18 protein-coding genes are annotated in these 17,671 nt (G+C 63.4%); 12 read left to right on the top strand and 6 right to left on the bottom strand.

The annotated features are described in order from the left end of the window. Positions 1–130: 130 nt before the first annotated feature. Positions 131–1,219, bottom strand: a complete 1,089-nt coding sequence (locus AC1D10_RS15095) for a GlxA family transcriptional regulator (RefSeq protein WP_477273000.1) — start codon at positions 1,217–1,219, stop codon at positions 131–133. Positions 1,220–1,305: 86 nt separating this feature from the next. Here AC1D10_RS15095 and AC1D10_RS15090 point away from each other — a divergent pair, with 86 nt between their 5' ends. After that, positions 1,306–2,712, top strand: a complete 1,407-nt coding sequence (locus AC1D10_RS15090) for an FAD-binding oxidoreductase (RefSeq protein ID WP_477272998.1) — start codon at positions 1,306–1,308, stop codon at positions 2,710–2,712. A 432-nt stretch (positions 2,713–3,144) separates the two neighbouring features. Here the strand turns inward: AC1D10_RS15090 and AC1D10_RS15085 are convergent, their stop codons facing one another. Further along, entirely contained in the window at positions 3,145–3,525 is a 381-nt protein-coding gene (locus tag AC1D10_RS15085) for a winged helix-turn-helix transcriptional regulator (RefSeq protein WP_477272996.1), read from the bottom strand. A 93-nt stretch (positions 3,526–3,618) separates the two neighbouring features. Between AC1D10_RS15085 and AC1D10_RS15080 the strand changes: the two genes are divergently transcribed. After that, positions 3,619–4,458 carry an SDR family NAD(P)-dependent oxidoreductase gene (locus tag AC1D10_RS15080; protein ID WP_477272994.1) on the top strand — a complete coding sequence of 280 codons (840 nt, stop codon included), beginning with the start codon at positions 3,619–3,621 and terminating at the stop codon, positions 4,456–4,458. Positions 4,459–4,952: 494 nt separating this feature from the next. On the opposite strand, the gene AC1D10_RS15075 is transcribed toward AC1D10_RS15080, so the two are convergent. Continuing rightward, positions 4,953–5,579, bottom strand: coding sequence for a cysteine hydrolase family protein (locus tag AC1D10_RS15075; RefSeq protein WP_477272992.1), 627 nt, complete (start codon positions 5,577–5,579; stop codon positions 4,953–4,955). Between the two features lie 674 nt (positions 5,580–6,253). After that, positions 6,254–6,718 carry an Hsp20 family protein gene (locus tag AC1D10_RS15070; RefSeq protein WP_477272990.1) on the bottom strand — a complete coding sequence of 155 codons (465 nt, stop codon included), beginning with the start codon at positions 6,716–6,718 and terminating at the stop codon, positions 6,254–6,256. Between the two features lie 874 nt (positions 6,719–7,592). Between AC1D10_RS15070 and AC1D10_RS15065 the strand changes: the two genes are divergently transcribed. The 10 genes from AC1D10_RS15065 (at position 7,593) to yacG (ending at position 14,595) form a co-directional block, all read left to right on the top strand. Next, entirely contained in the window at positions 7,593–8,732 is a 1,140-nt protein-coding gene (locus AC1D10_RS15065) for a tyrosine-type recombinase/integrase (RefSeq protein ID WP_477272988.1), read from the top strand. 248 nt (positions 8,733–8,980) lie between these two features. After that, on the top strand, positions 8,981–9,181 hold the full coding sequence (locus AC1D10_RS15060; RefSeq protein WP_477272986.1) for a hypothetical protein: 201 nt from the start codon (positions 8,981–8,983) through the stop codon (positions 9,179–9,181). 128 nt (positions 9,182–9,309) lie between these two features. Then, complete coding sequence (gene murA, locus AC1D10_RS15055) at positions 9,310–10,602, top strand: UDP-N-acetylglucosamine 1-carboxyvinyltransferase (protein WP_477272984.1); 1,293 nt, start codon at positions 9,310–9,312, stop codon at positions 10,600–10,602. Between the two features lie 173 nt (positions 10,603–10,775). Beyond that, entirely contained in the window at positions 10,776–11,210 is a 435-nt protein-coding gene (locus AC1D10_RS15050; RefSeq protein ID WP_477272982.1) for a DUF2948 family protein, read from the top strand. 7 nt (positions 11,211–11,217) lie between these two features. Next, the gene (gene hisD, locus AC1D10_RS15045) at positions 11,218–12,510 is read left to right on the top strand and encodes a histidinol dehydrogenase (RefSeq protein ID WP_477272980.1); all 1,293 of its coding nucleotides are present in this window, start codon (positions 11,218–11,220) and stop codon (positions 12,508–12,510) included. A 6-nt stretch (positions 12,511–12,516) separates the two neighbouring features. Beyond that, entirely contained in the window at positions 12,517–13,002 is a 486-nt protein-coding gene (locus AC1D10_RS15040; protein ID WP_379093635.1) for a UPF0262 family protein, read from the top strand. Continuing rightward, positions 12,990–13,445 (top strand): arsenate-mycothiol transferase ArsC, encoded by a 456-nt coding sequence (locus AC1D10_RS15035; RefSeq protein WP_477273119.1) that lies wholly within the window; start codon positions 12,990–12,992, stop codon positions 13,443–13,445. The genes AC1D10_RS15040 and AC1D10_RS15035 overlap by 13 nt, the downstream gene beginning before the upstream one ends. Positions 13,446–13,531: 86 nt before the next feature. Further along, on the top strand, positions 13,532–13,750 hold the full coding sequence (gene infA, locus AC1D10_RS15030; protein ID WP_006200926.1) for a translation initiation factor IF-1: 219 nt from the start codon (positions 13,532–13,534) through the stop codon (positions 13,748–13,750). 21 nt (positions 13,751–13,771) lie between these two features. Further along, complete coding sequence (locus tag AC1D10_RS15025; RefSeq protein WP_477272977.1) at positions 13,772–14,401, top strand: Maf-like protein; 630 nt, start codon at positions 13,772–13,774, stop codon at positions 14,399–14,401. Continuing rightward, positions 14,398–14,595, top strand: a complete 198-nt coding sequence (gene yacG, locus AC1D10_RS15020; RefSeq protein ID WP_477272975.1) for a DNA gyrase inhibitor YacG — start codon at positions 14,398–14,400, stop codon at positions 14,593–14,595. Before AC1D10_RS15025 ends, yacG begins: the two co-directional genes overlap by 4 nt. A gap of 12 nt (positions 14,596–14,607) precedes the next feature. Here the strand turns inward: yacG and melA are convergent, their stop codons facing one another. After that, the gene (melA, locus tag AC1D10_RS15015; RefSeq protein WP_477272973.1) at positions 14,608–15,978 is read right to left on the bottom strand and encodes an alpha-galactosidase; all 1,371 of its coding nucleotides are present in this window, start codon (positions 15,976–15,978) and stop codon (positions 14,608–14,610) included. A gap of 19 nt (positions 15,979–15,997) precedes the next feature. Beyond that, on the bottom strand, positions 15,998–17,665 hold the full coding sequence (locus AC1D10_RS15010) for an ABC transporter ATP-binding protein (protein ID WP_477272971.1): 1,668 nt from the start codon (positions 17,663–17,665) through the stop codon (positions 15,998–16,000). Positions 17,666–17,671: the final 6 nt, after the last annotated feature.

Below are 17,671 nucleotides of genomic sequence, written 5' to 3'. Positions count from 1 at the left end.
GCGAACGCGACCTTTTGATCCCGAAGCCGCCATTTGGCAGCGCACCCATAGACGGCCACTTCTGACGCTAACATGACCTCCAGCATTGTCACCCGCGATGTCCGCTTCCGGGCGGAGGCAAAGGTTGCCTCTATGACGGAGATTGGGCGCAAAGCGGGATATGGGCATCGCGCCGAGACGGTTGAGATTCAACCGGGCTCAGCGCTCGCCGGAGAGCACTGAAACGAATGCGATATTGCGCCGGCGTCAGCCCGACCTTGCGGCGGAAGAGACGCCCGAAAAAACTTGCATCCTCGTAGCCGACTTCATTCGCCACCGCTTCGACCGGGAGGTCGCCCGTCTCCAGAATCTGCTTGGCCTGCTCGAGCCTGAGCGCGTGGATGTAGTCGATCGCCTTCATGTCCGTAGCCCTGGCGAAGCGACGCACGAAGGAGCGCTCGGACAGGCCTGACAGCTTGGTCATGGCGGCGACGGGCGAGTGCATCCGGTAGTTGCGTTCGGCCCATTTCTGGCAGCGGTTGATCACTGCGTCGTCGGTCTGGCGAAAGCGCATCAGCGTGGCAAAGGGCTGCTGGCCCATATCGTGCCACTGCAGCATATACACCTTGGCGACCTCCATCGCCTCCCTGAGGCTGACGAAGCGCGCGATCAGATAGAGGGCGAGATCCTGCCAACTCGAGCCGCCCCCAGCCATGACCACCCGTTGCGCCTCGCCGCTCAGCACAAGCGACTGGTCCGGCCTCACCTTCACGCCGGGATAGTTGTTCGTGAGAGTCTCGACATAGCCCCAGTGAATGGTGGCCTCACGATTGTCGAGCAGCCCGGCCTCGCCGAGCAGCACCGCGCCCGAGCATGCACTGGCCAGCATCGCGCCGTCGTCATGCGCGCGCTTCAGCCAGCGGGCCTCGGCATCATACTGCCCGGCGACGCTTTCGCCCGGATTGACGAAGAAATCGGGGATGCAGACGATGTCGGGGCGTGGGCAATCGGAGAGCGCGTGGTCCGGACGCACCCAGATGCCGTTTGCCGCGCGAAACGGGCTGCCGTCCCCGGCAACCACATAGGGCCGCATGCGCGGCGTGCCCGCGGCCCCGCTGGTGATGAACAGGAAATCCCTGCCGGGCGAGGAAAATAGGTCGAACATGCCGTAGATCGTGGAGGCGGTAGCCTCCGGAGCGGCAAGGATCGCCACATTTAATGGTCTGGCCTGTTCAACCATGGCAGAAATGACCGCCTTCCAGCATTTTCGACTTTAGCGGCCGTGCCCGCGCCGCGCTAGCGTGCCTGAAACGAGGAGACCGCAACATGGCCGCCACCGCTACCCTTGCACAATCGAGCATCGACAGCTTCCGTTCCATCTTGCGCGGCGAGGTGCTGGAGCCGTCGAACCCGTCCTATGACGCGACGCGGGTCGTCTGGAACGGCATGATCGACCGCCGTCCCGCCCTCATCGCGCGCTGCCGGAGTGATGCCGATGTCGTGGCGTCGGTGAATTTCGCGCGCGAAAACGGGCTGGCGATCGCGATCCGCTCGGGCGGCCACAATGTTGCAGGTTACGCCGTCTGTGACGGCGGGCTGATGATCGATATGTCGCTGCTGAAGGGCGTGCGGGTCGCACCCGGCCTCGACCGTGCCTTCGTCGAGGGCGGCGCCACCTGGGCCGATGTCGATGCGGCCACCACCCCGCTTGGCCGCGCCACGCCGGGGGGTCTCATCTCGGCGACGGGCGTTGCCGGCCTGACGCTCTCCGGCGGCATCGGCTGGCTGCGCGGCAGCCACGGCCTCAGCGTCGACAATCTGCTGGCCGCCGATCTAGTGACCGCCGATGGCCGCCTCATCCATGCCGACGCGACGCAGAACCCGGATCTCTTCTGGGCGCTGCGTGGCGGCGGCGGCAATTTCGGCGTGGTGACGAGCTTCGAGTTCAAGCTGCACCCGATCGAACCGGAGCTGATGTTGTGCGGTCCGGCCTATCCCGAAGAGCGCGCCAACGAGATCATTCCACTCTGGCGCGACTTCATGCAGACCGCACCCGACCGCCTGAGCGGCCTGGCCGAGTTCTCCACCCTGCCCGACGATCCCTCGATTCCCGAGCATGCAAGGGGCCGGCGCGTCCTGGCGCTCGCGCATGTCTATGACGGACCGGCCGACGAGGGCGAGCGGGTCGTGGCGCCGTTGCGCAGCTTTGGGGAACCGCTCGTCGATTTCAGCGGCCGCATGCCGTATCGCACCATCCAGTCGCTCTATGACGGGCTGTTCCCGAAAGGCCGCGACCGCTGCTACTGGAAATCCACCTACCTCTCGCACCTCGGCGACGAAGTCATCGAGGGGATCACCGCGCGGATGGTGAAGCGGCCCTCCGAAATGACCTTCGCCTCGATCTGGAAGTTCGGCGGTTTCGTCCAGCGCGTTGCAGCCGATGCAACTGCCTTCGGCGACCGCTTCATGCCCTTCATGCTCAGCCTCGACGCCATCTGGCCAGGCGCTGACGAGGACCATGCGAACATCGGCTGGGTTCGCAGCTTCTGGCAGGACATGCAGCGCTACTCGACCGGCCGCCTCTATCTGAACTTCCCCGGCCATGGCGAAGGAGCGGATCTCGTGCGCGACGCCTTGGGAGCCGAGGCCTACGCGAGGCTCGCCAAGATCAAGCACAGATACGATCCGGACAATCTGTTCCGCCTGAACCAGAACATTCTGCCAATGCACTGACGCACAATCCAAATCGGGGTACGGCGGCGACTCTCGTTTCGGCCGTGGTGGCTTTGATCGCGCTGAGTCGCGAGCGACGACCAGCGTGGTCGCCGCGATGTCCGCTTTCAATCAGTGGCAAATCTGTCGGCAACGGCCGAGATGAGGCGCAAAGCCGTCACGCGCTTTCACTTGTTACAGCCTGCTTTGGGTCATGGGCGTGAGTTCGGCTGATCGGAGGCGGACTTCCGCTTAGGCTGGGAACCGGTCGTCGGTGTGACTGGCGGTTCCGGTCTTCTCCGCGCCCCGATTGAGGACGTTGGTGCGCCGGCAAAAAGGGGACAGCGGCGAATTCCGATCATGGGTTCCGCCCTGCGGCGAAACCAAGCTGATCGCACGTGCCGGAGGCGTGATGACCGGCGGAACGCGCATCGCTGGTCTGGCGCGATGCGTTCAGATGTCGCCGTGCCGCTCATCGAACCGTCGCTGGGCCTTGTCGACCTGATCAATATGCTCACAAGCCCATTGGCCCAGCGCGAGGACAGGCGTGCTGAGAGACTGTCCCAGTCCGGTGAGTGCGTATTCCACCTGGGGCGGACTGGTCGGCATGATGGTGCGCGTGACGAACCCGTCGCGCTCCAATCCCCGCAGGGTCCGCGTCAGCATCTGTTGCGAGATGCCCTCGATTCCTCGCTTGATCTCGTTAAATCGGCGCGGTTGGTCCTGGATATAGACGATAACCATGACGCTCCACTTGTCTCCGACGCGGGTCAGCACGCGACCAACGCGCCGGCTATCTATCAGCACCCGCCGTGCTTCGGCAGTCATCTTCATATGACCAAGTCTCAATTTTCTGCGTTCTTGAAGCCATCATTCTAAGTCGCATATTCATTCCTGGTCAAAATAAGTGACTGAGGAAGGATCGAGATGATTGTCGTTGTAACCGGAGCCAGCCGCGGGGCTGGAAAAGGCATTGCGATCGCCCTGGGGGCTGCCGGCGCCACCGTCTACGTCACTGGCCGAAGCACTTCCGACAGCGACACGCAATGGGGCGGCACCATTCATGAGACGGCCGAACTGGTGACAAAAGCCGGGGGCAAAGGCGTCGCTGTGGCGGTTGACCATGCTGACGACGCTGCCGTCGCAACCTTTTTTGATCGGATCGCAAAGGAGCATGGGCGGCTCGATATTCTCGTCAACAACGCGGTCAAGGCGGTCGCGGTGACCGACCCAGGCGGGTTCTGGGAAAAGCCGATCGAGGCAGGCGATCTGATTACGGTTGGACTGCGCTCGCATTATGTTGCCAGTTACTATGCGGCGCCGCTGTTGATCGCCAACGGCAGAGGCCTGATCGCCAGTACGGGCCACTATGGCGCGGTCTGCTATTTTCACGGTCCGGCCTATGGCGCGCAGAAAGCCGGAGCGGACAAGATGGCGGCCGACATGGCCAAGGAGCTTCGTCCGCGCAACGTCGCTGCGGTGTCGATTTGGATGGGCGGCCTCGATACAGAGCGCGCACGCGCCTATCTCGCGACGCTTCCGGAAAACCAGCGGTGGACGCAGAAACGCGAGTCGCCGCAGTTTACCGGCCGCGTCCTTGCCGCGCTCTATGCATCCGAGAGGATGATGGAGTTCTCGGGGCGGGCCTTGATCGGCGCAGAGCTTGGGGCTCTGCTCGGGGTCACCGACATTGACGGCAGCCAGCCGGTTTCCCATCGCTATGCGTTGGGCGGCCCTCCGGAATTGCACCGGTCTCTGTTGGGCTGAAGGGGCGAGTCGAAGCGAACCGACGGCGGACGCGGCGGTGCATTTCGTCGCCGACCGCAAAGCTGGCCGCAAGCCCAAAAGCGGGCTTGGTGAGCGTCGGCTGTAAACCCCAGACGGCCGATCCGCTGAACCGGGCCCAGGGCTGCAGCGGGTCGATGCGCGACGGTCCTGATGGCGATCCCGTATGTCCGGAGATGGCGCACCTGCGACCTCAAGCGTGGTCGCCGGTAATGTCCGTTTTCCGGCATCGGCAACAGCCACCTCAATGGCCGATATGAGGCGCAAAGCCGTCACAAATAATTCCTCACCTCGAAGGAGAGAGAGCCACCGATGAAGCACCCACGTCACTCGGCGAAGCGGGCGTGACGATCGGGCTGCCGAACAGCAGGCTGCCCGATCGATCCGGTGAATCGTTGAGGGGTCCCCGTCTTGGACCCCTCAACGTTGTGCGCGGGGTGCGCTGCGCTCCTTTCCGGTCCTCGGGCCAGCGCAACTTATTCAACTAAAACGGCGCGCCGCGCTTCTAACAACTGGTCCGTGTCCGCAGTCTCTATGTGCTGGCCGTATCGGTTGCTGAAGAGATCGATCATGGCATCATGGGCTTCGTCCGAGGCGCTGCACAGTGCGTCCTGGACAACGATCGTCCGCAAGCCATAGTCGACGGCCCCCAGCACGGTCGACAGCACGCACATGTCCGTTTCCCCGCCGGTCACAATCACGGTATCGCACCTGCGCACAGCCAACTGCGCCCGTAAATCGGAACCTAGCCAAGGCGAATACACCGGCTTGTCAATTACCGGCGCAGGCGGCGCGAACGGCTGAAGCTCTGGAACGAGGTCGACTTGGCCCGGAGCAAGGCTCTCAAGGGTCATGTTCGCCCACCGCTCATAGTACCGGCGCCAGGTCCCGTGTCCTTCTCCCGGCCGACGGGCCGGGATGAACCGTGTGAACATCACCTGTGACGGATAGGCGCTGCACAGGGCGACGATATTCGGAAGCACGCGATCCATCCACGGCAACGCCCAAGGCGAACCCTCGCGGAACATGCCCTGCATGTCGACGCAAATGTGCGCGGCGTTGGGTCCGATGGGGTCGTCACGAAGCGTCGGATCAGCGGCCATGCTCTCACCTAAGTCAAGTGGCCGTCGAACACGACGCCAAGCCATGGGCACGGCACTTGCAGCGCCATTCCGATGGCAGATGCTTAATCTGCGGCCGGACGGCAAGTTCCCCGTCGTTTTGGAATTGCTCACCGTCCGGCGGCTGCCTGAAATTCAAGCGCACGCGAGTTCCGCTAACGACGCGAAAGCCGGTCCGCCCGAGTTAACGGGTCGGGGCGCTATGGAAGCCGGGCAAGGTGGCGGGTCATCGTCATCTTGTCCCGGGGATCGGCGCGGCCAGCGCCACGACCTCCGGGCGACTCTCCGCCGGCGTTCCGAGGCCTGCCACAGGACTACGCCCTGTTTGGCCTTCGGGGGCGCGCCGTCCAATGTCCGCAAAGCGCGAAGGATGTCGTCGAGCACCACCACGGTGCCGTCCTCGAGCTGGCGAAGTGTCGGCCGGTTCGGAACGGCACAGGCATCGGAGGCCCACGCTGCCAAGACGGCCCGTTTGCCGTCGCGGTCGATGTAGGGGTTGGTCAGGACAGCCTCGATGGGATCCTGAGAAGGAGCGCCATTGCTAGCGCTGCTGAATTCATGGTCTTGTTGCAGCATCTCCGTTTCTCCGCAATCCAAGGCCTCCCGGCCAGATGCCGGGAGGGACCGCAGGTTGACGTGTTAGTATCAGGTTAGTATCAGGCGGCCTTGCGCGCCTGGCCGACGTCCTGGGTGATCTGCTGGGGCGCGGCAGGCGCCGTACCGGTGGCGATCTGGATCCGCCGCGGCTTCAGCTCCTCGGGGATCTCGCGCACGATGTCGATCACAAGGAGGCCGCTGTCCAGCGACGCGCCGGTCACCTTCATGTGGTCGGCCAGCTTGAACGCCTGGCGGAAGTTGCGCAGTGCCAGGCCTTGGTGCAGGAACTGGCGGCTTTCGGCATCGGCGGCCTTCTGGCCGGTCACAACGAGCTCGGGACCGTTCTGGCTGAGCTCGATCTCGTCAGGGGTGAAGCCGGCGATCGCCATGGCAATGCGGTAGTCGTTTTCGCCCCTTTTTTCGATGTTGTAGGGCGGCCAGTCGGGGCGGCTGGCGCTGTCGAGCATGTCAAAAAGACGGTCAAAGCCGACCGTCGAGCGATAGAGGGAGTCAAAGGTTCTCATAGCCACATTCTCCTTGAAGCAACATGGGTACAAGGTGCGCCGCCCTGCGGCGCCGCCTGCCGAGCCATTGTGGCCTCGACGGTCGACGATTTGGGAATGGTTGATTTTGGCGTCAAGAGCTGGTCCGAAAAAAATCGCACCGAAAGTCGCCTGCCGATTTCCCGAAGGGAGCGGCCGGACCCACGCTAATGTAAAGAGCGGTCAACAATAACCTGCGTCTGGTGTTGAAGCCGTCCGGCGTCCTTCCCTGGGTAGTCTTGCATGGCCTCGTGTTAGGAGCGCGGGCAGGGTATCCAGCGCTTGATGCGGCTGGTGACGGCAACCTACGACTGCGTTTTTGGACACCCCCGCTCTCAAACCGACAATTCTCGCGCGCTTCGCTTGTAACCAGAATGGTTACATCGTAGTACTTATTCGGTTACCTGCCGCGGACTATCTTCAATGACTGTTTCCAGCCCAGCCACTATGAAGCGCGAGCCATGTCAGCCCGGTCGAAGCGATTGGATCGAGTGCTATGACATGCCGTGCCTGTGGTGCTCGAAGCACTGCAAGTGCGATGTAGTCGAAGCGATGATGGAGGACGGGGGCGCTTGGCCTGAAGGAGGCTGCGTTTCCGATCCCGGCGCCGGCGTCGCCTGCCTCTCCTACGAGCCAGTCTCAAAGGCAGCGTCATGAACGACAATCCGCCCGAGGTCCTGACCGTCGCTGAGACGCCGGACTACTGGTCGGCGCGTTTCCGCGACAAAGGTTTGCGCATGTCCGCGAGGTCGTTGCGCGAGAAGGCCATCAAAGCGGGGCTCTGCTACCATGTCGACAAGCAGGTGCTGATCTCGCCCCGACAGATCGACGAGTTGTTTTTGTGGAGTAAAGCGTCATGGCGCTCACCATCTATCGGCGAGGCCGCTTCTGGTGGCTCACCGGCACCGTCAAGGCCAAAGACGGCGAGCAAAGAGTTCACGAGAGTACGGGCGAGACTGACGAAGCCGCGGCGGACGCGGTCCGGCTAAGCCGCGAAAACGAGGCCAAGGCCGAGTTTAACCTGTCGCCAAAAGACCGCTTCACATTCACCCAGGCCGTCGACGCCTATCTCGACGCCGGCAAGGATGACAGGTTCATCCTCCCATTGCTCGACCACTTCACAGCCACCAGAATCTCGGACCTGACCGGCAGCAAGGTCCGCGAAGCGGCCAAGGCGCTCTATCCTGGCGCGGTCTACACGACATGGAACCGGCAGATCGTCACGCCCATGAAGGCGGTGATAAACCATAGTGCCGACACTGGCGACTGCCACGCGGTCAAGATCAAGGGTTTCACCAAGAAGGACCGGGACGTCAAGAAGCCGACGGCTGCGCCGAAGCGCGCCGTCGACCGTTCCTACATCGACACGTTCAGGGCCTACACCGACGACCAGCGGCTTCGCTCCCTCATGCTGTTCCTGTTCCAGACCGGCGCCCGGGTGAGCGAAGCAATCGACCTCGACGAGGCGTCAGGCGATCTCGACCTGATCAACCGAACTGTCACCTTCCGCGACACGAAAAACGGCGAGGACCGCCAAGCCGACCTCACCATTGAGATGGTCTACGAGTTCCAGCAGCTGGCCGAATGGAAGGAGGCTCGGGCCAAGGCCGACGACTACGGCAAGGGCGCCCGGCTCGGCCGCCACCCGAACACTCGGGTCTTTGGTTTCCGCCAGCGCTGGGCTGTCTACAAGGCGATCAAGGCGACGTGCGAGGCCGCCGGCATTCCCTACCTCGGCACCCATCAACCAGGTCGCCACAGTTTCGCTACCGAAATGATCGTGAAGAATCGGGTCGACGTCGCCACCACCGCCAAGAAAGGTGGATGGAAGGACAAGCGGGTTTTGATGGACCACTACACCCATGGCGATAGCGGCAAAGGCGTCATCGACAAGGTGTTCGGGAAGAAGAAGCCGCGCAAGGCCGCGAACGCCGGTGACAAAGCAACCAAACCGGTGACAAGACCTTACACCAGTCGAAAGCGGGAGGCTGGTTAAGCGATTGATCTTATGAGGGAAAAGCGTGGTGCCAGATTTGATACACCCCCTTACCAAGGGAGTGCTCTACCACTGAGCTACCGCAGCCGCCGATGGCGGGGCTTCTGCCATATCGAACCGGCAAGCGCAAGGCCAAGTGCAACGCTTCTGTGAAAGCCTTTGCCGGATCGCTTTTGATGACATGGCGGCGCCACAATGTTGGCTATCCCTGATCAGCGGGCTGGTGGGTCGCCAGCCGGGACGGGACAATGAACGACAAGACAATTCCTGTGAAAAAAGGCGGCACAAACCGCAAGGACCGGCTCGCCGAGCAATTGCGCGCCAATCTGCAGAAGCGCAAGGCGCAGTCGCGCTCGCGGCGCACCGGCGAGGCTGACAAGCAGCGCACCGGGGATGCCGACCAGCGGCCGGACGGGCTCGGCGCGGCAAGGGAAATACAAAAGGATTAACTCAAATCGGCCACTCTTGGGTCGGATAGCAGGAAATCCTATTTCTTGAACCGGACCGGCCAATGGTCTAGACGGGCCGATACTCAAACGATTGAAGCGGCTTTTTTGGCCGAGAGGGACGTTCTTCCATGGATCGCATCAGAATTGTCGGCGGCAACAAGCTTGCCGGAAGCATCCCGATCTCGGGCGCGAAAAACGCCGCCTTGCCACTGATGATCGCCTCGCTTTTGACCGACGACACGCTGACGCTGGAAAACGTGCCGCATCTGGCCGATGTCGAGCAGCTGATCCGCATCCTCGGCAATCACGGCGTCGATTATTCGGTCAATGGCCGCCGCGAGAAGCAGAATGAGGGCTATTCGCGCACCATCAATTTCTCGGCACGCAACATCGTCGACACGACAGCGCCGTACGAGCTGGTGTCGAAGATGCGGGCGTCGTTCTGGGTGATCGGCCCGCTGCTGGCCCGCATGGGCGAGGCCAAGGTGTCGTTGCCGGGCGGTTGCGCCATCGGCACGCGCCCGGTCGATCTGTTCCTCGAAGGCCTGCAGGCGCTGGGCGCCGACATCGACGTCGACACCGGCTATGTCATCGCCAAGACCCGGAATGGCCGGCTTGTCGGCAACCGCTACGTGTTCCCGAAGGTCTCGGTCGGCGCCACCCATGTGCTGATGATGGCGGCGTCGCTGGCCAAGGGCGAGACGGTGCTTGAAAATGCCGCCTGCGAGCCCGAAATAGTCAACCTTGCCGAGTGCCTCAATGCCATGGGCGCGAAGATTTCCGGCGCCGGCACGCCGACCATCACCATCGACGGCGTCGAATCACTGTCGGGCGCCCGCGTCCGCGTCATCCCCGACCGCATCGAGACCGGCACCTATGCCATGGCCGTCGCCATGACCGGCGGCGACGTCGTGCTCGAAGGCGCGCGCCCCGATCTGCTGCAGACCGCGCTCGACGTGATCGCCCAGACCGGCGCCGAGATCACGCCGACCAATTCCGGCATTCGCGTCAGGCGCAACGGCGCGGGCATTTCGCCGGTCGACGTGACGACGGCACCTTTCCCGGCCTTCCCGACCGATCTGCAGGCGCAGTTCATGGGCCTGATGACGATGGCCAAGGGCAAGTCGCGCATCACCGAGACGATCTTCGAAAACCGCTTCATGCATGTGCAGGAGCTGGCCCGGCTCGGCGCCCACATCACGCTTTCGGGCCAGACGGCGATCGTCGACGGCGTGCCGAAGCTGAAGGGCGCGCCTGTCATGGCGACCGATCTTCGCGCCTCCGTCTCGTTGGTCATCGCTGGACTCGCGGCCGAAGGCGAGACGACGGTCAACCGCGTCTACCATCTCGACCGCGGCTTCGAGCGGCTGGAAGAGAAACTGTCCAATTGCGGCGCTGTGATCGAGCGGATTTCGGCTTAGACAACTGTCTTCCAGCGTTGGTGATTGGCGACAGCCTAAGCGGCATCCGATCTCTCCCGCAAGGGGGGAGATCGGCTGCTTCGTCGACGGCGCCTATACCAGTCGCGGTTGCACGGACCGGAAAGACCGCCTAACAGAAGGCTGAACAATCAACCTTCAGGTGCGAAATCCGCATGACCGCCCTTAAGCTTATCGCACTCGACGATCAGGATCTGAGCATCGTCTCGGCCCATGTCCAGGACGCTGTACTGAAAGTCAGCGACCTCGAATTCCTGCCCTCGGCGAAGCGTTTCTTGCTGACCATGAACCGCTTCGTCTGGGAGGCCAAATCAAGCCTGCTTCGCCAGCACAATGAGCGGCGGCAAGCGGTGCTGCATTTCGACCGCGTGCTTGGCGCCAAGACCAATGGCATCGCCCGCGACAAGCCGGCCGAGATCCTTTCGCTGCTGGCGATCAGCTTCATCGAGATCAGCAAGCCGGCCGGCATCGTCGAGCTGATCTTTTCGGGCGGCGGCACCATCATGCTCGATGTCGAGTGCATCGAGGCCCGGCTTGCCGACATTGGCGGCGCGTGGGAAGCCACGTCGCGCCCCGTGCACAAGGCTTGAGCGTCCGATGGCCATCACGCTTCGTCAGTCCGATGCCGATTTCGAGCAGCGCTTCGCCGCCTTCCTTTTGACCAAGCGCGAAGTCTCGGCCGACGTCGATGCTGCGGTGCGCGACATCATTGCCCGCATGCGCGCCGAGGGCGACGCGGCGCTGATCGACTACACCCGGAAATTCGACCATGCCGACCTCGGGAGTCTCGGTATCGCCGTATCAAGGGACGATATCGCCCAGGCTTACAAGGCCGCCGACCCAAAGACGATCGAGGCGCTGGAATTCGCGCGCGACCGTATTCGCTCGCATCATGAGCGGCAGCGGCCCAGGGATGATCGCTATACGGATGCCGCCGGCGTCGAGCTTGGCTGGCGCTGGACGGCGATCGAGGCGGTCGGGCTCTATGTGCCGGGCGGCACGGCGAGCTATCCAAGCTCGGTGCTGATGAACGCCATACCGGCGGGGGTGGCCGGCGTCGAGCGTATCGTCATGGTGGTGCCGGCGCCCGGCGGCATCATCAATCCGCTGGTGCTGGTGGCGGCGGATATTGCTGGCGTGTCGGAGATTTATCGCGTCGGCGGCGCGCAAGCGATCGCGGCGCTTGCCTATGGCACCGAGACGATAACGCCGGTGGCCAAGATCGTCGGACCCGGCAATGCCTATGTCGCAGCGGCCAAACGCCAGGTGTTCGGCACCGTCGGCATCGATATGATCGCCGGCCCCTCGGAAGTGCTTGTCGTGGCCGACGGCAGCAACGATCCGGACTGGATCGCCGCCGACCTGCTGGCCCAGGCCGAGCACGATGCCTCGGCGCAGTCGATCCTGGTCACCGACGATCCGGCCTTCGGTCGTGCTGTCGAACAAGCCGTGGAGCGCCAGTTGCAGAGCCTGCCGCGTGCCGAGACGGCATCGGCGAGCTGGCGCGATTTCGGTGCGGTGATTCTTGTGCCGACGATCGACGCCGCGCTGCCGCTGGTCGACCGTATCGCGGCCGAACATGTCGAACTGGCCATCGACGATGCCGAGGGGTTTCTGGCGCGGATGCGCAATGCCGGTGCCGTGTTTCTCGGCCGCCACACGCCGGAAGCCATCGGTGACTATGTCGGCGGCTCCAACCACGTGCTGCCGACGGCACGATCGGCGCGCTTCTCGTCGGGCCTGTCCGTGCTCGATTTCGTCAAGCGTACGTCGATCCTGAAGCTTGGACCGGAGCAGTTGCGGCTTCTGGCGCCGGCGGCGATCGCGCTGGCCAAGGCGGAAGGCCTTGACGCGCATGGCCGCTCCGTCGCCATACGGTTGAACATGTAGGCCATCATGACGGGCTCCGATCAAACCCGCGCAAAACTGATCGATGTCGAACTCGATGAATCGATCGGCCGTTCGACGCCCGACGTCGAGCATGAACGCGCGGTGGCGATCTTCGACCTGATCGAAGAGAACAGCTTTCAACCCGTCAATGACAGCGGCGCCGGGCCCTACCGGCTGAAACTGTCGCTGGCCGAGCAGCGCCTGGTGTTTGCCGTGGCGCGCGAGGACGGGGCTGCCGTCGTTACCCACATCCTGTCGCTGACGCCGCTCAGGCGCATCGTCAAGGACTACTACATGATCTGCGAAAGCTACTACGACGCCATCCGCTCCTCGACGCCGAGCCACATCGAGGCGATCGACATGGGCCGCCGCGGCCTCCACAATGAGGGCTCGCAAACGCTGATGGACCGGCTTGCCGGCAAGATCGACATCGATTTCGATACGGCGCGCCGGCTGTTCACGCTGGTCTGCGTGCTGCACTGGCGGGGTTAGCCCTGGCTACCCTGCCCCGCTCGATCCTGTTCCTGTGCGGCATGAACGCAGTGCGCTCGCCGATGGCGGAACAGCTGGCGCGGCGGGCGCTGCCGGCCACCATCTTCGTCGCCTCGGCCGGCGTTCGTGCCGGCGAGCGCGATCCGTTCGTCGATGCGGTGCTGGCCGAGGAAGGCCTGTCGCTGGGCGAGCGTCATCCAAGGACGATGGACGATCTGGAGGACGACTATTTCGACCTCATCATCACGCTGGCGCCGGAGGCCCACCACGCGGCGCTCGAACTCACCCGCTCGCTTGCCGTCGAGGTCGAATACTGGCCAACGCCGGATCCGACCGACGCTACCGGCACGCGCGAACATATCATGGCAGCCTATCGCGATGTGCGCGAGCGGCTGAAAGCCCGGATCAACCGCCGTTTCGCCGCTCCGGAGGCTGCCGATTAAGCGTGTTCACAAGCGGACGATTATCATATAGGTTCCGCCGAAATTCCGGCCAGGCGCTGGAACTCCCATCCAAGCAAAGGTATCGAATGCCGAAGGAAGAAGTCCTCGAGTTTCCGGGTGTCGTGACGGAATTGTTGCCCAACGCGATGTTCAGGGTGAAACTCGAAAACGAACACGAGATCATCGCCCATACTGCCGGCCGCATGCGCAAGAACCGCATCCGCGTGCTGACCGGCGACAAGGTTCTGGTCGAGATGACGCCATACGACCTGACCAAGGGCCGCATCACCTATCGTTTCAAGTAAGCAAAGCCCGACTGGTCCGCGATGAGCATTTTGCAGAAGCTGGTGCTTGCCTCGGGTTCGCCGCGCCGGATCGAGCTCTTGCAGCAGGCCGGCATCGAGCCGGACCGCGTGCTGCCGGCCGATGTCGACGAGACGCCGCTGCGCGCCGAGCATCCACGCTCGCTGGCCAAGCGCCTGTCGAAGGAAAAGGCCGAGAAGGCGTTCGCATCGCTGCAGGCCGAGGCCGACTATGCGCCCGGCTTCGTGCTGGCCGCCGATACGGTGGTCGCCGTCGGGCGGCGCATCCTGCCCAAGGCCGAAACCCTCGACGACGCCGCCAATTGCCTCGGGCTTTTGTCCGGCCGTTCGCACCGGGTCTACTCCGGCATCTGCCTGATCACGCCGGGTGGCAAACTGCGCCAGCGGCTGGTCGAGACGCGGGTGCGCTTTAAGCGGCTGCCGCGCGAAGAAATCGACGCCTATGTGGCGTCGGGCGAATGGCGCGGCAAGGCCGGCGGCTATGCCGTCCAGGGTCTCGCTGGCGCCTTCGTGGTCAAGCTGGTCGGCTCCTACACCAACATCGTCGGCCTGCCGCTCTATGAGACAGTGGCGCTGCTTTCCGGCGAAGGCTTCAAGGTGCATGGCGGCTGGCTGGCGGGTGTACGGCCGTGAATTCCGATTCCAAAGTCACGCCGCTGCGGCCGAAACGCCCCTGCCCTGAATGCGGCAAACCGTCGGCGCGCGACACCTTTCCGTTCTGCTCGACGCGCTGCAAGGACATCGACCTCAACCGCTGGCTGAAGGGCGCCTATGTCATCTCCGCCCGCGACGACGAGGAAGAGCCGGACGCCAACGAGCCGAAATGAGCGCGGAACCGGTCAGGCGGCCTCGTTCTTGCGGTTGATACGTGCCCAGGCCGGCAGCCAGTCGCCATGAGCGGCGAGAAGATCATCGACCAGTGACCAGATCTGATCGAGATCAAGCTCAGCGGCGGTGTGCGGATCCATCATTGCCGCATGGTAGATGTGATCGCGGTTCTCGCTCATAAGCGCCCGCACCGTCAGCTCCTGCACGTTGATGTTGGTGCGGATCAGCGCCGTCAGTTGCGGCGGCAGGTCGCCTATGTAAGTCGGCTGGATACCCGAGGAATCGACCAGGCACGGCACTTCGGCGGCGCAATCCCGGGGCAGCGAGGTGATGCAGCCATTGTTGCGGACATTGCCGTAGATCACCGAGGGTTCGCCCGTCCATACCGAATTCATGATCGATGAGGCATATTCCTTCGACTGCTCGACTTCGATGCGCTCGGCCGAGCGATAGGCTTCCGCTTGCCCCTTCCAGCGCTCGATCTGTTCGATGCAGCGCTTGGGATACTCATCCAGCGGGATGCCGTATTTCTCGATAAGGTCCGGGCGGCCTTCCTTGATGAAATAGGGCGTGTATTCGGCGAAATGCTCCGAGCTTTCGGTGACGAAATAGCCCAGCCGCGTCAGCATCTCGTAGCGCACCTTGTTGGGGCAGCGCGGATTCCAACCGGGCTTGGGCGCGCGGCCTTCGCGATAGGCGCGCACGAGCTCGGGATAGAGGTCGCGGTAGGATCCATCCGGCTGGCGATGTTCGAACTTCAGATAGAAGGCCATGTGGTTGATGCCGGCCGAACGATAGCGGATCTCCTCGTACGGAAGGTCGAGGTCATGCGCCAGTTCCATCGCCGTGCCCTGCACCGAATGGCAGAGGCCGACCTGCCTGATATCAGGGTATTTCTCTGATATCGCCCAGGTGTTGATCGCCATCGGGTTGACGTATTGCAGCATGATCGCCTGCGGGCAGACGGCGAGCATGTCCTCGCAGATCTTCCACAGATGCGGCACGGTTCTCAAGCCACGCATGATGCCGCCGACGCCGAGCGTGTCGGCGATCGTCTGGCGCAGGCCGTATTTCTTCGGCACTTCGAAGTCGGTGACCGTGCAGGGCTCATAGCCACCGATCTGGAAGGCGACGACGACGAAGTCGGCGCCCGCCAGCGCCTTGCGCTGGTCCGAATGGGTCTCGGCCTTCGCCTTGACGCCGAGCGTCGAGATCAGCTTGTTGACGACGATGGCGCTCTCTTCCAGCCGCTGCGGATTGAGGTCCATCAGCGCGATCGTCGCGCCCGAAAGCGACGGGCGCTGCAGCACGTCGCCGACGATGTTCTTCATGAACACCGTCGATCCGGCGCCGATGAAAGTGATCTTGGGATTTCTTGCCACGCTAACCTCCGGCATATGTTCAAGCCACGTCGAAAGCGGCCCTGACGAGCCGTTCGGTGTAGGCGGTCTTGGGATTGGACAGGACTTCGTCGACGGGGCCCTGCTCGACGATCTTGCCGTGCTGCATGACGATGACGCGGTGGCACAACGCACGCACCACCTTGAGGTCGTGCGAGATGAAGAGGTAGCTCAATCCGCGTTCGTCCTGCAGCTTGCGCAAGAGGTCGATGATCTGCGCCTGGACGGAGAGGTCCAGCGCCGATGTCGGCTCGTCGAGCAGGATGAATTCGGGTTCCAGGGCGATGGCGCGGGCGATCGCGATGCGTTGGCGCTGGCCGCCGGAAAATTCGTGCGGAAACCGCGATAGGATATCACCGGGCATGCCGGCGCTGACCAGCGCCTCGCGCACCCGTTCGACCCGCTCGCGCCGCGTCGCCCCTATGCTGTTGACGACCAGCCCTTCCTCGATGATCTGCCCGATCGTCATGCGTGGGTTGAGCGAGGAGAACGGGTCCTGGAAGACGATCTGCATGCGCGAGCGCAGCGGTCGCATCTCGGCCCTCGACAGGCCGTGGATCGGCTTGCCGTCGAAGTGGATCTCGCCGCGCTTGGTGTCGATCAACCTGAGCAGGGCCTGGCCGAAGGTGGTCTTGCCGGAGCCGGACTCGCCGACCAGCCCCAGCGTCTCGTGGCGGCAAAGTTTGAGGCCGAGGTCGTCGACCGCGACCAGTTCGCGCCAGTCCGGTTTCAGGAAGCTGCCATGGCGCAGCATGAAGGAGACGCGCACGCCGCTCGCCTCGAGAATGGTACTGCTGCCGTCGGGGAGCGGCTTTGGCCGCCCGCGCGGCTCGGACGCCAGCAGCCGCCGCGTATAGGGATGCTGCGGATCGGCGAAAAGCCGTTCGGTGACGTTGTGCTCGCACATTTCGCCATGCTGCATGACATAGACGTAGTCGGAGAACTGGCGCACCACGGTCAGGTCGTGGGTGATCAGGATCACCGCCATGCGCAGCTCTTTCTGCAGGCTGCGGATCAGGTTCAGGATCTGCGCCTGGACGGTGACGTCGAGCGCCGTGGTCGGCTCGTCGGCGATCAGCACATCGGGATTGTTGGCCAGCGCCATGGCGATCATCACCCGCTGGCGTTGCCCGCCCGAGAGCTGGTGCGGATATTGCCTGAGCCGCGCGGCGGGGTCGGGAATCTGCACGTGCTGCAGAAGTTCGAGCGCCCGCGCCTGCGCCTGCCTGCGGCTCATCTTGCGATGCACCCTGATCGCCTCGACGATCTGGCTGCCGACCGTGTAAATCGGGTTGAGCGAGCTCATCGGCTCCTGGAAGATCATCGAGATGCGGTTGCCGCGCAATTGGCGCCGGGCACGCTCGGGGAATTTCAGGATGTCTTGGCCGTCATAACAGACGCTCGACGTTGGCGACACCGTGGCGCGCCGCGACAGCAGTCCCATGACGGTGCGCGCCGTCACCGACTTGCCGGAACCGGATTCGCCGACGATCGCGATCGTCTCGCCGCGATAGAGCTGGAACGAGATGTCCTTGACCGCTTCGACGGCGCCATGCTCGACTTTGAAGGACACGGCGACATTGCGGGCGTCGATGATGGGCTGGTCGTGGCGTCCGTCATGGTCGTGACGGACGGTCGGGGCGAAGGATTCAGTGAGCACGACGGTCATCCCAGC

Source organism: Mesorhizobium sp. P2_A8, assembly GCF_056404935.1.
The sequence above is the reverse complement of the archived record's forward strand: the minus strand, read 5'-3'. Positions and strand labels throughout refer to the sequence as shown.

What these genes read in the sequence shown, in the direction of transcription:
- murA (WP_477272984.1), top strand. Translation starts at nt 9,310, where the DNA reads ATGGATCGCATCAGAATTGTCGGCGGCAACAAGCTTGCCGGAAGCATC.
- AC1D10_RS15090 (WP_477272998.1), top strand. Translation starts at nt 1,306, where the DNA reads ATGGCCGCCACCGCTACCCTTGCACAATCGAGCATCGACAGCTTCCGT.
- hisD (WP_477272980.1), top strand. Translation starts at nt 11,218, where the DNA reads ATGGCCATCACGCTTCGTCAGTCCGATGCCGATTTCGAGCAGCGCTTC.
- infA (WP_006200926.1), top strand. Translation starts at nt 13,532, where the DNA reads ATGCCGAAGGAAGAAGTCCTCGAGTTTCCGGGTGTCGTGACGGAATTG.
- AC1D10_RS15085 (WP_477272996.1), bottom strand. Translation starts at nt 3,525, where the DNA reads ATGAAGATGACTGCCGAAGCACGGCGGGTGCTGATAGATAGCCGGCGC.
- AC1D10_RS15070 (WP_477272990.1), bottom strand. Translation starts at nt 6,718, where the DNA reads ATGAGAACCTTTGACTCCCTCTATCGCTCGACGGTCGGCTTTGACCGT.
- AC1D10_RS15025 (WP_477272977.1), top strand. Translation starts at nt 13,772, where the DNA reads ATGAGCATTTTGCAGAAGCTGGTGCTTGCCTCGGGTTCGCCGCGCCGG.
- AC1D10_RS15010 (WP_477272971.1), bottom strand. Translation starts at nt 17,665, where the DNA reads ATGACCGTCGTGCTCACTGAATCCTTCGCCCCGACCGTCCGTCACGAC.
- AC1D10_RS15080 (WP_477272994.1), top strand. Translation starts at nt 3,619, where the DNA reads ATGATTGTCGTTGTAACCGGAGCCAGCCGCGGGGCTGGAAAAGGCATT.
- AC1D10_RS15050 (WP_477272982.1), top strand. Translation starts at nt 10,776, where the DNA reads ATGACCGCCCTTAAGCTTATCGCACTCGACGATCAGGATCTGAGCATC.
- AC1D10_RS15040 (WP_379093635.1), top strand. Translation starts at nt 12,517, where the DNA reads ATGACGGGCTCCGATCAAACCCGCGCAAAACTGATCGATGTCGAACTC.
- AC1D10_RS15095 (WP_477273000.1), bottom strand. Translation starts at nt 1,219, where the DNA reads ATGGTTGAACAGGCCAGACCATTAAATGTGGCGATCCTTGCCGCTCCG.
- AC1D10_RS15060 (WP_477272986.1), top strand. Translation starts at nt 8,981, where the DNA reads ATGAACGACAAGACAATTCCTGTGAAAAAAGGCGGCACAAACCGCAAG.
- AC1D10_RS15065 (WP_477272988.1), top strand. Translation starts at nt 7,593, where the DNA reads ATGGCGCTCACCATCTATCGGCGAGGCCGCTTCTGGTGGCTCACCGGC.
- AC1D10_RS15075 (WP_477272992.1), bottom strand. Translation starts at nt 5,579, where the DNA reads ATGGCCGCTGATCCGACGCTTCGTGACGACCCCATCGGACCCAACGCC.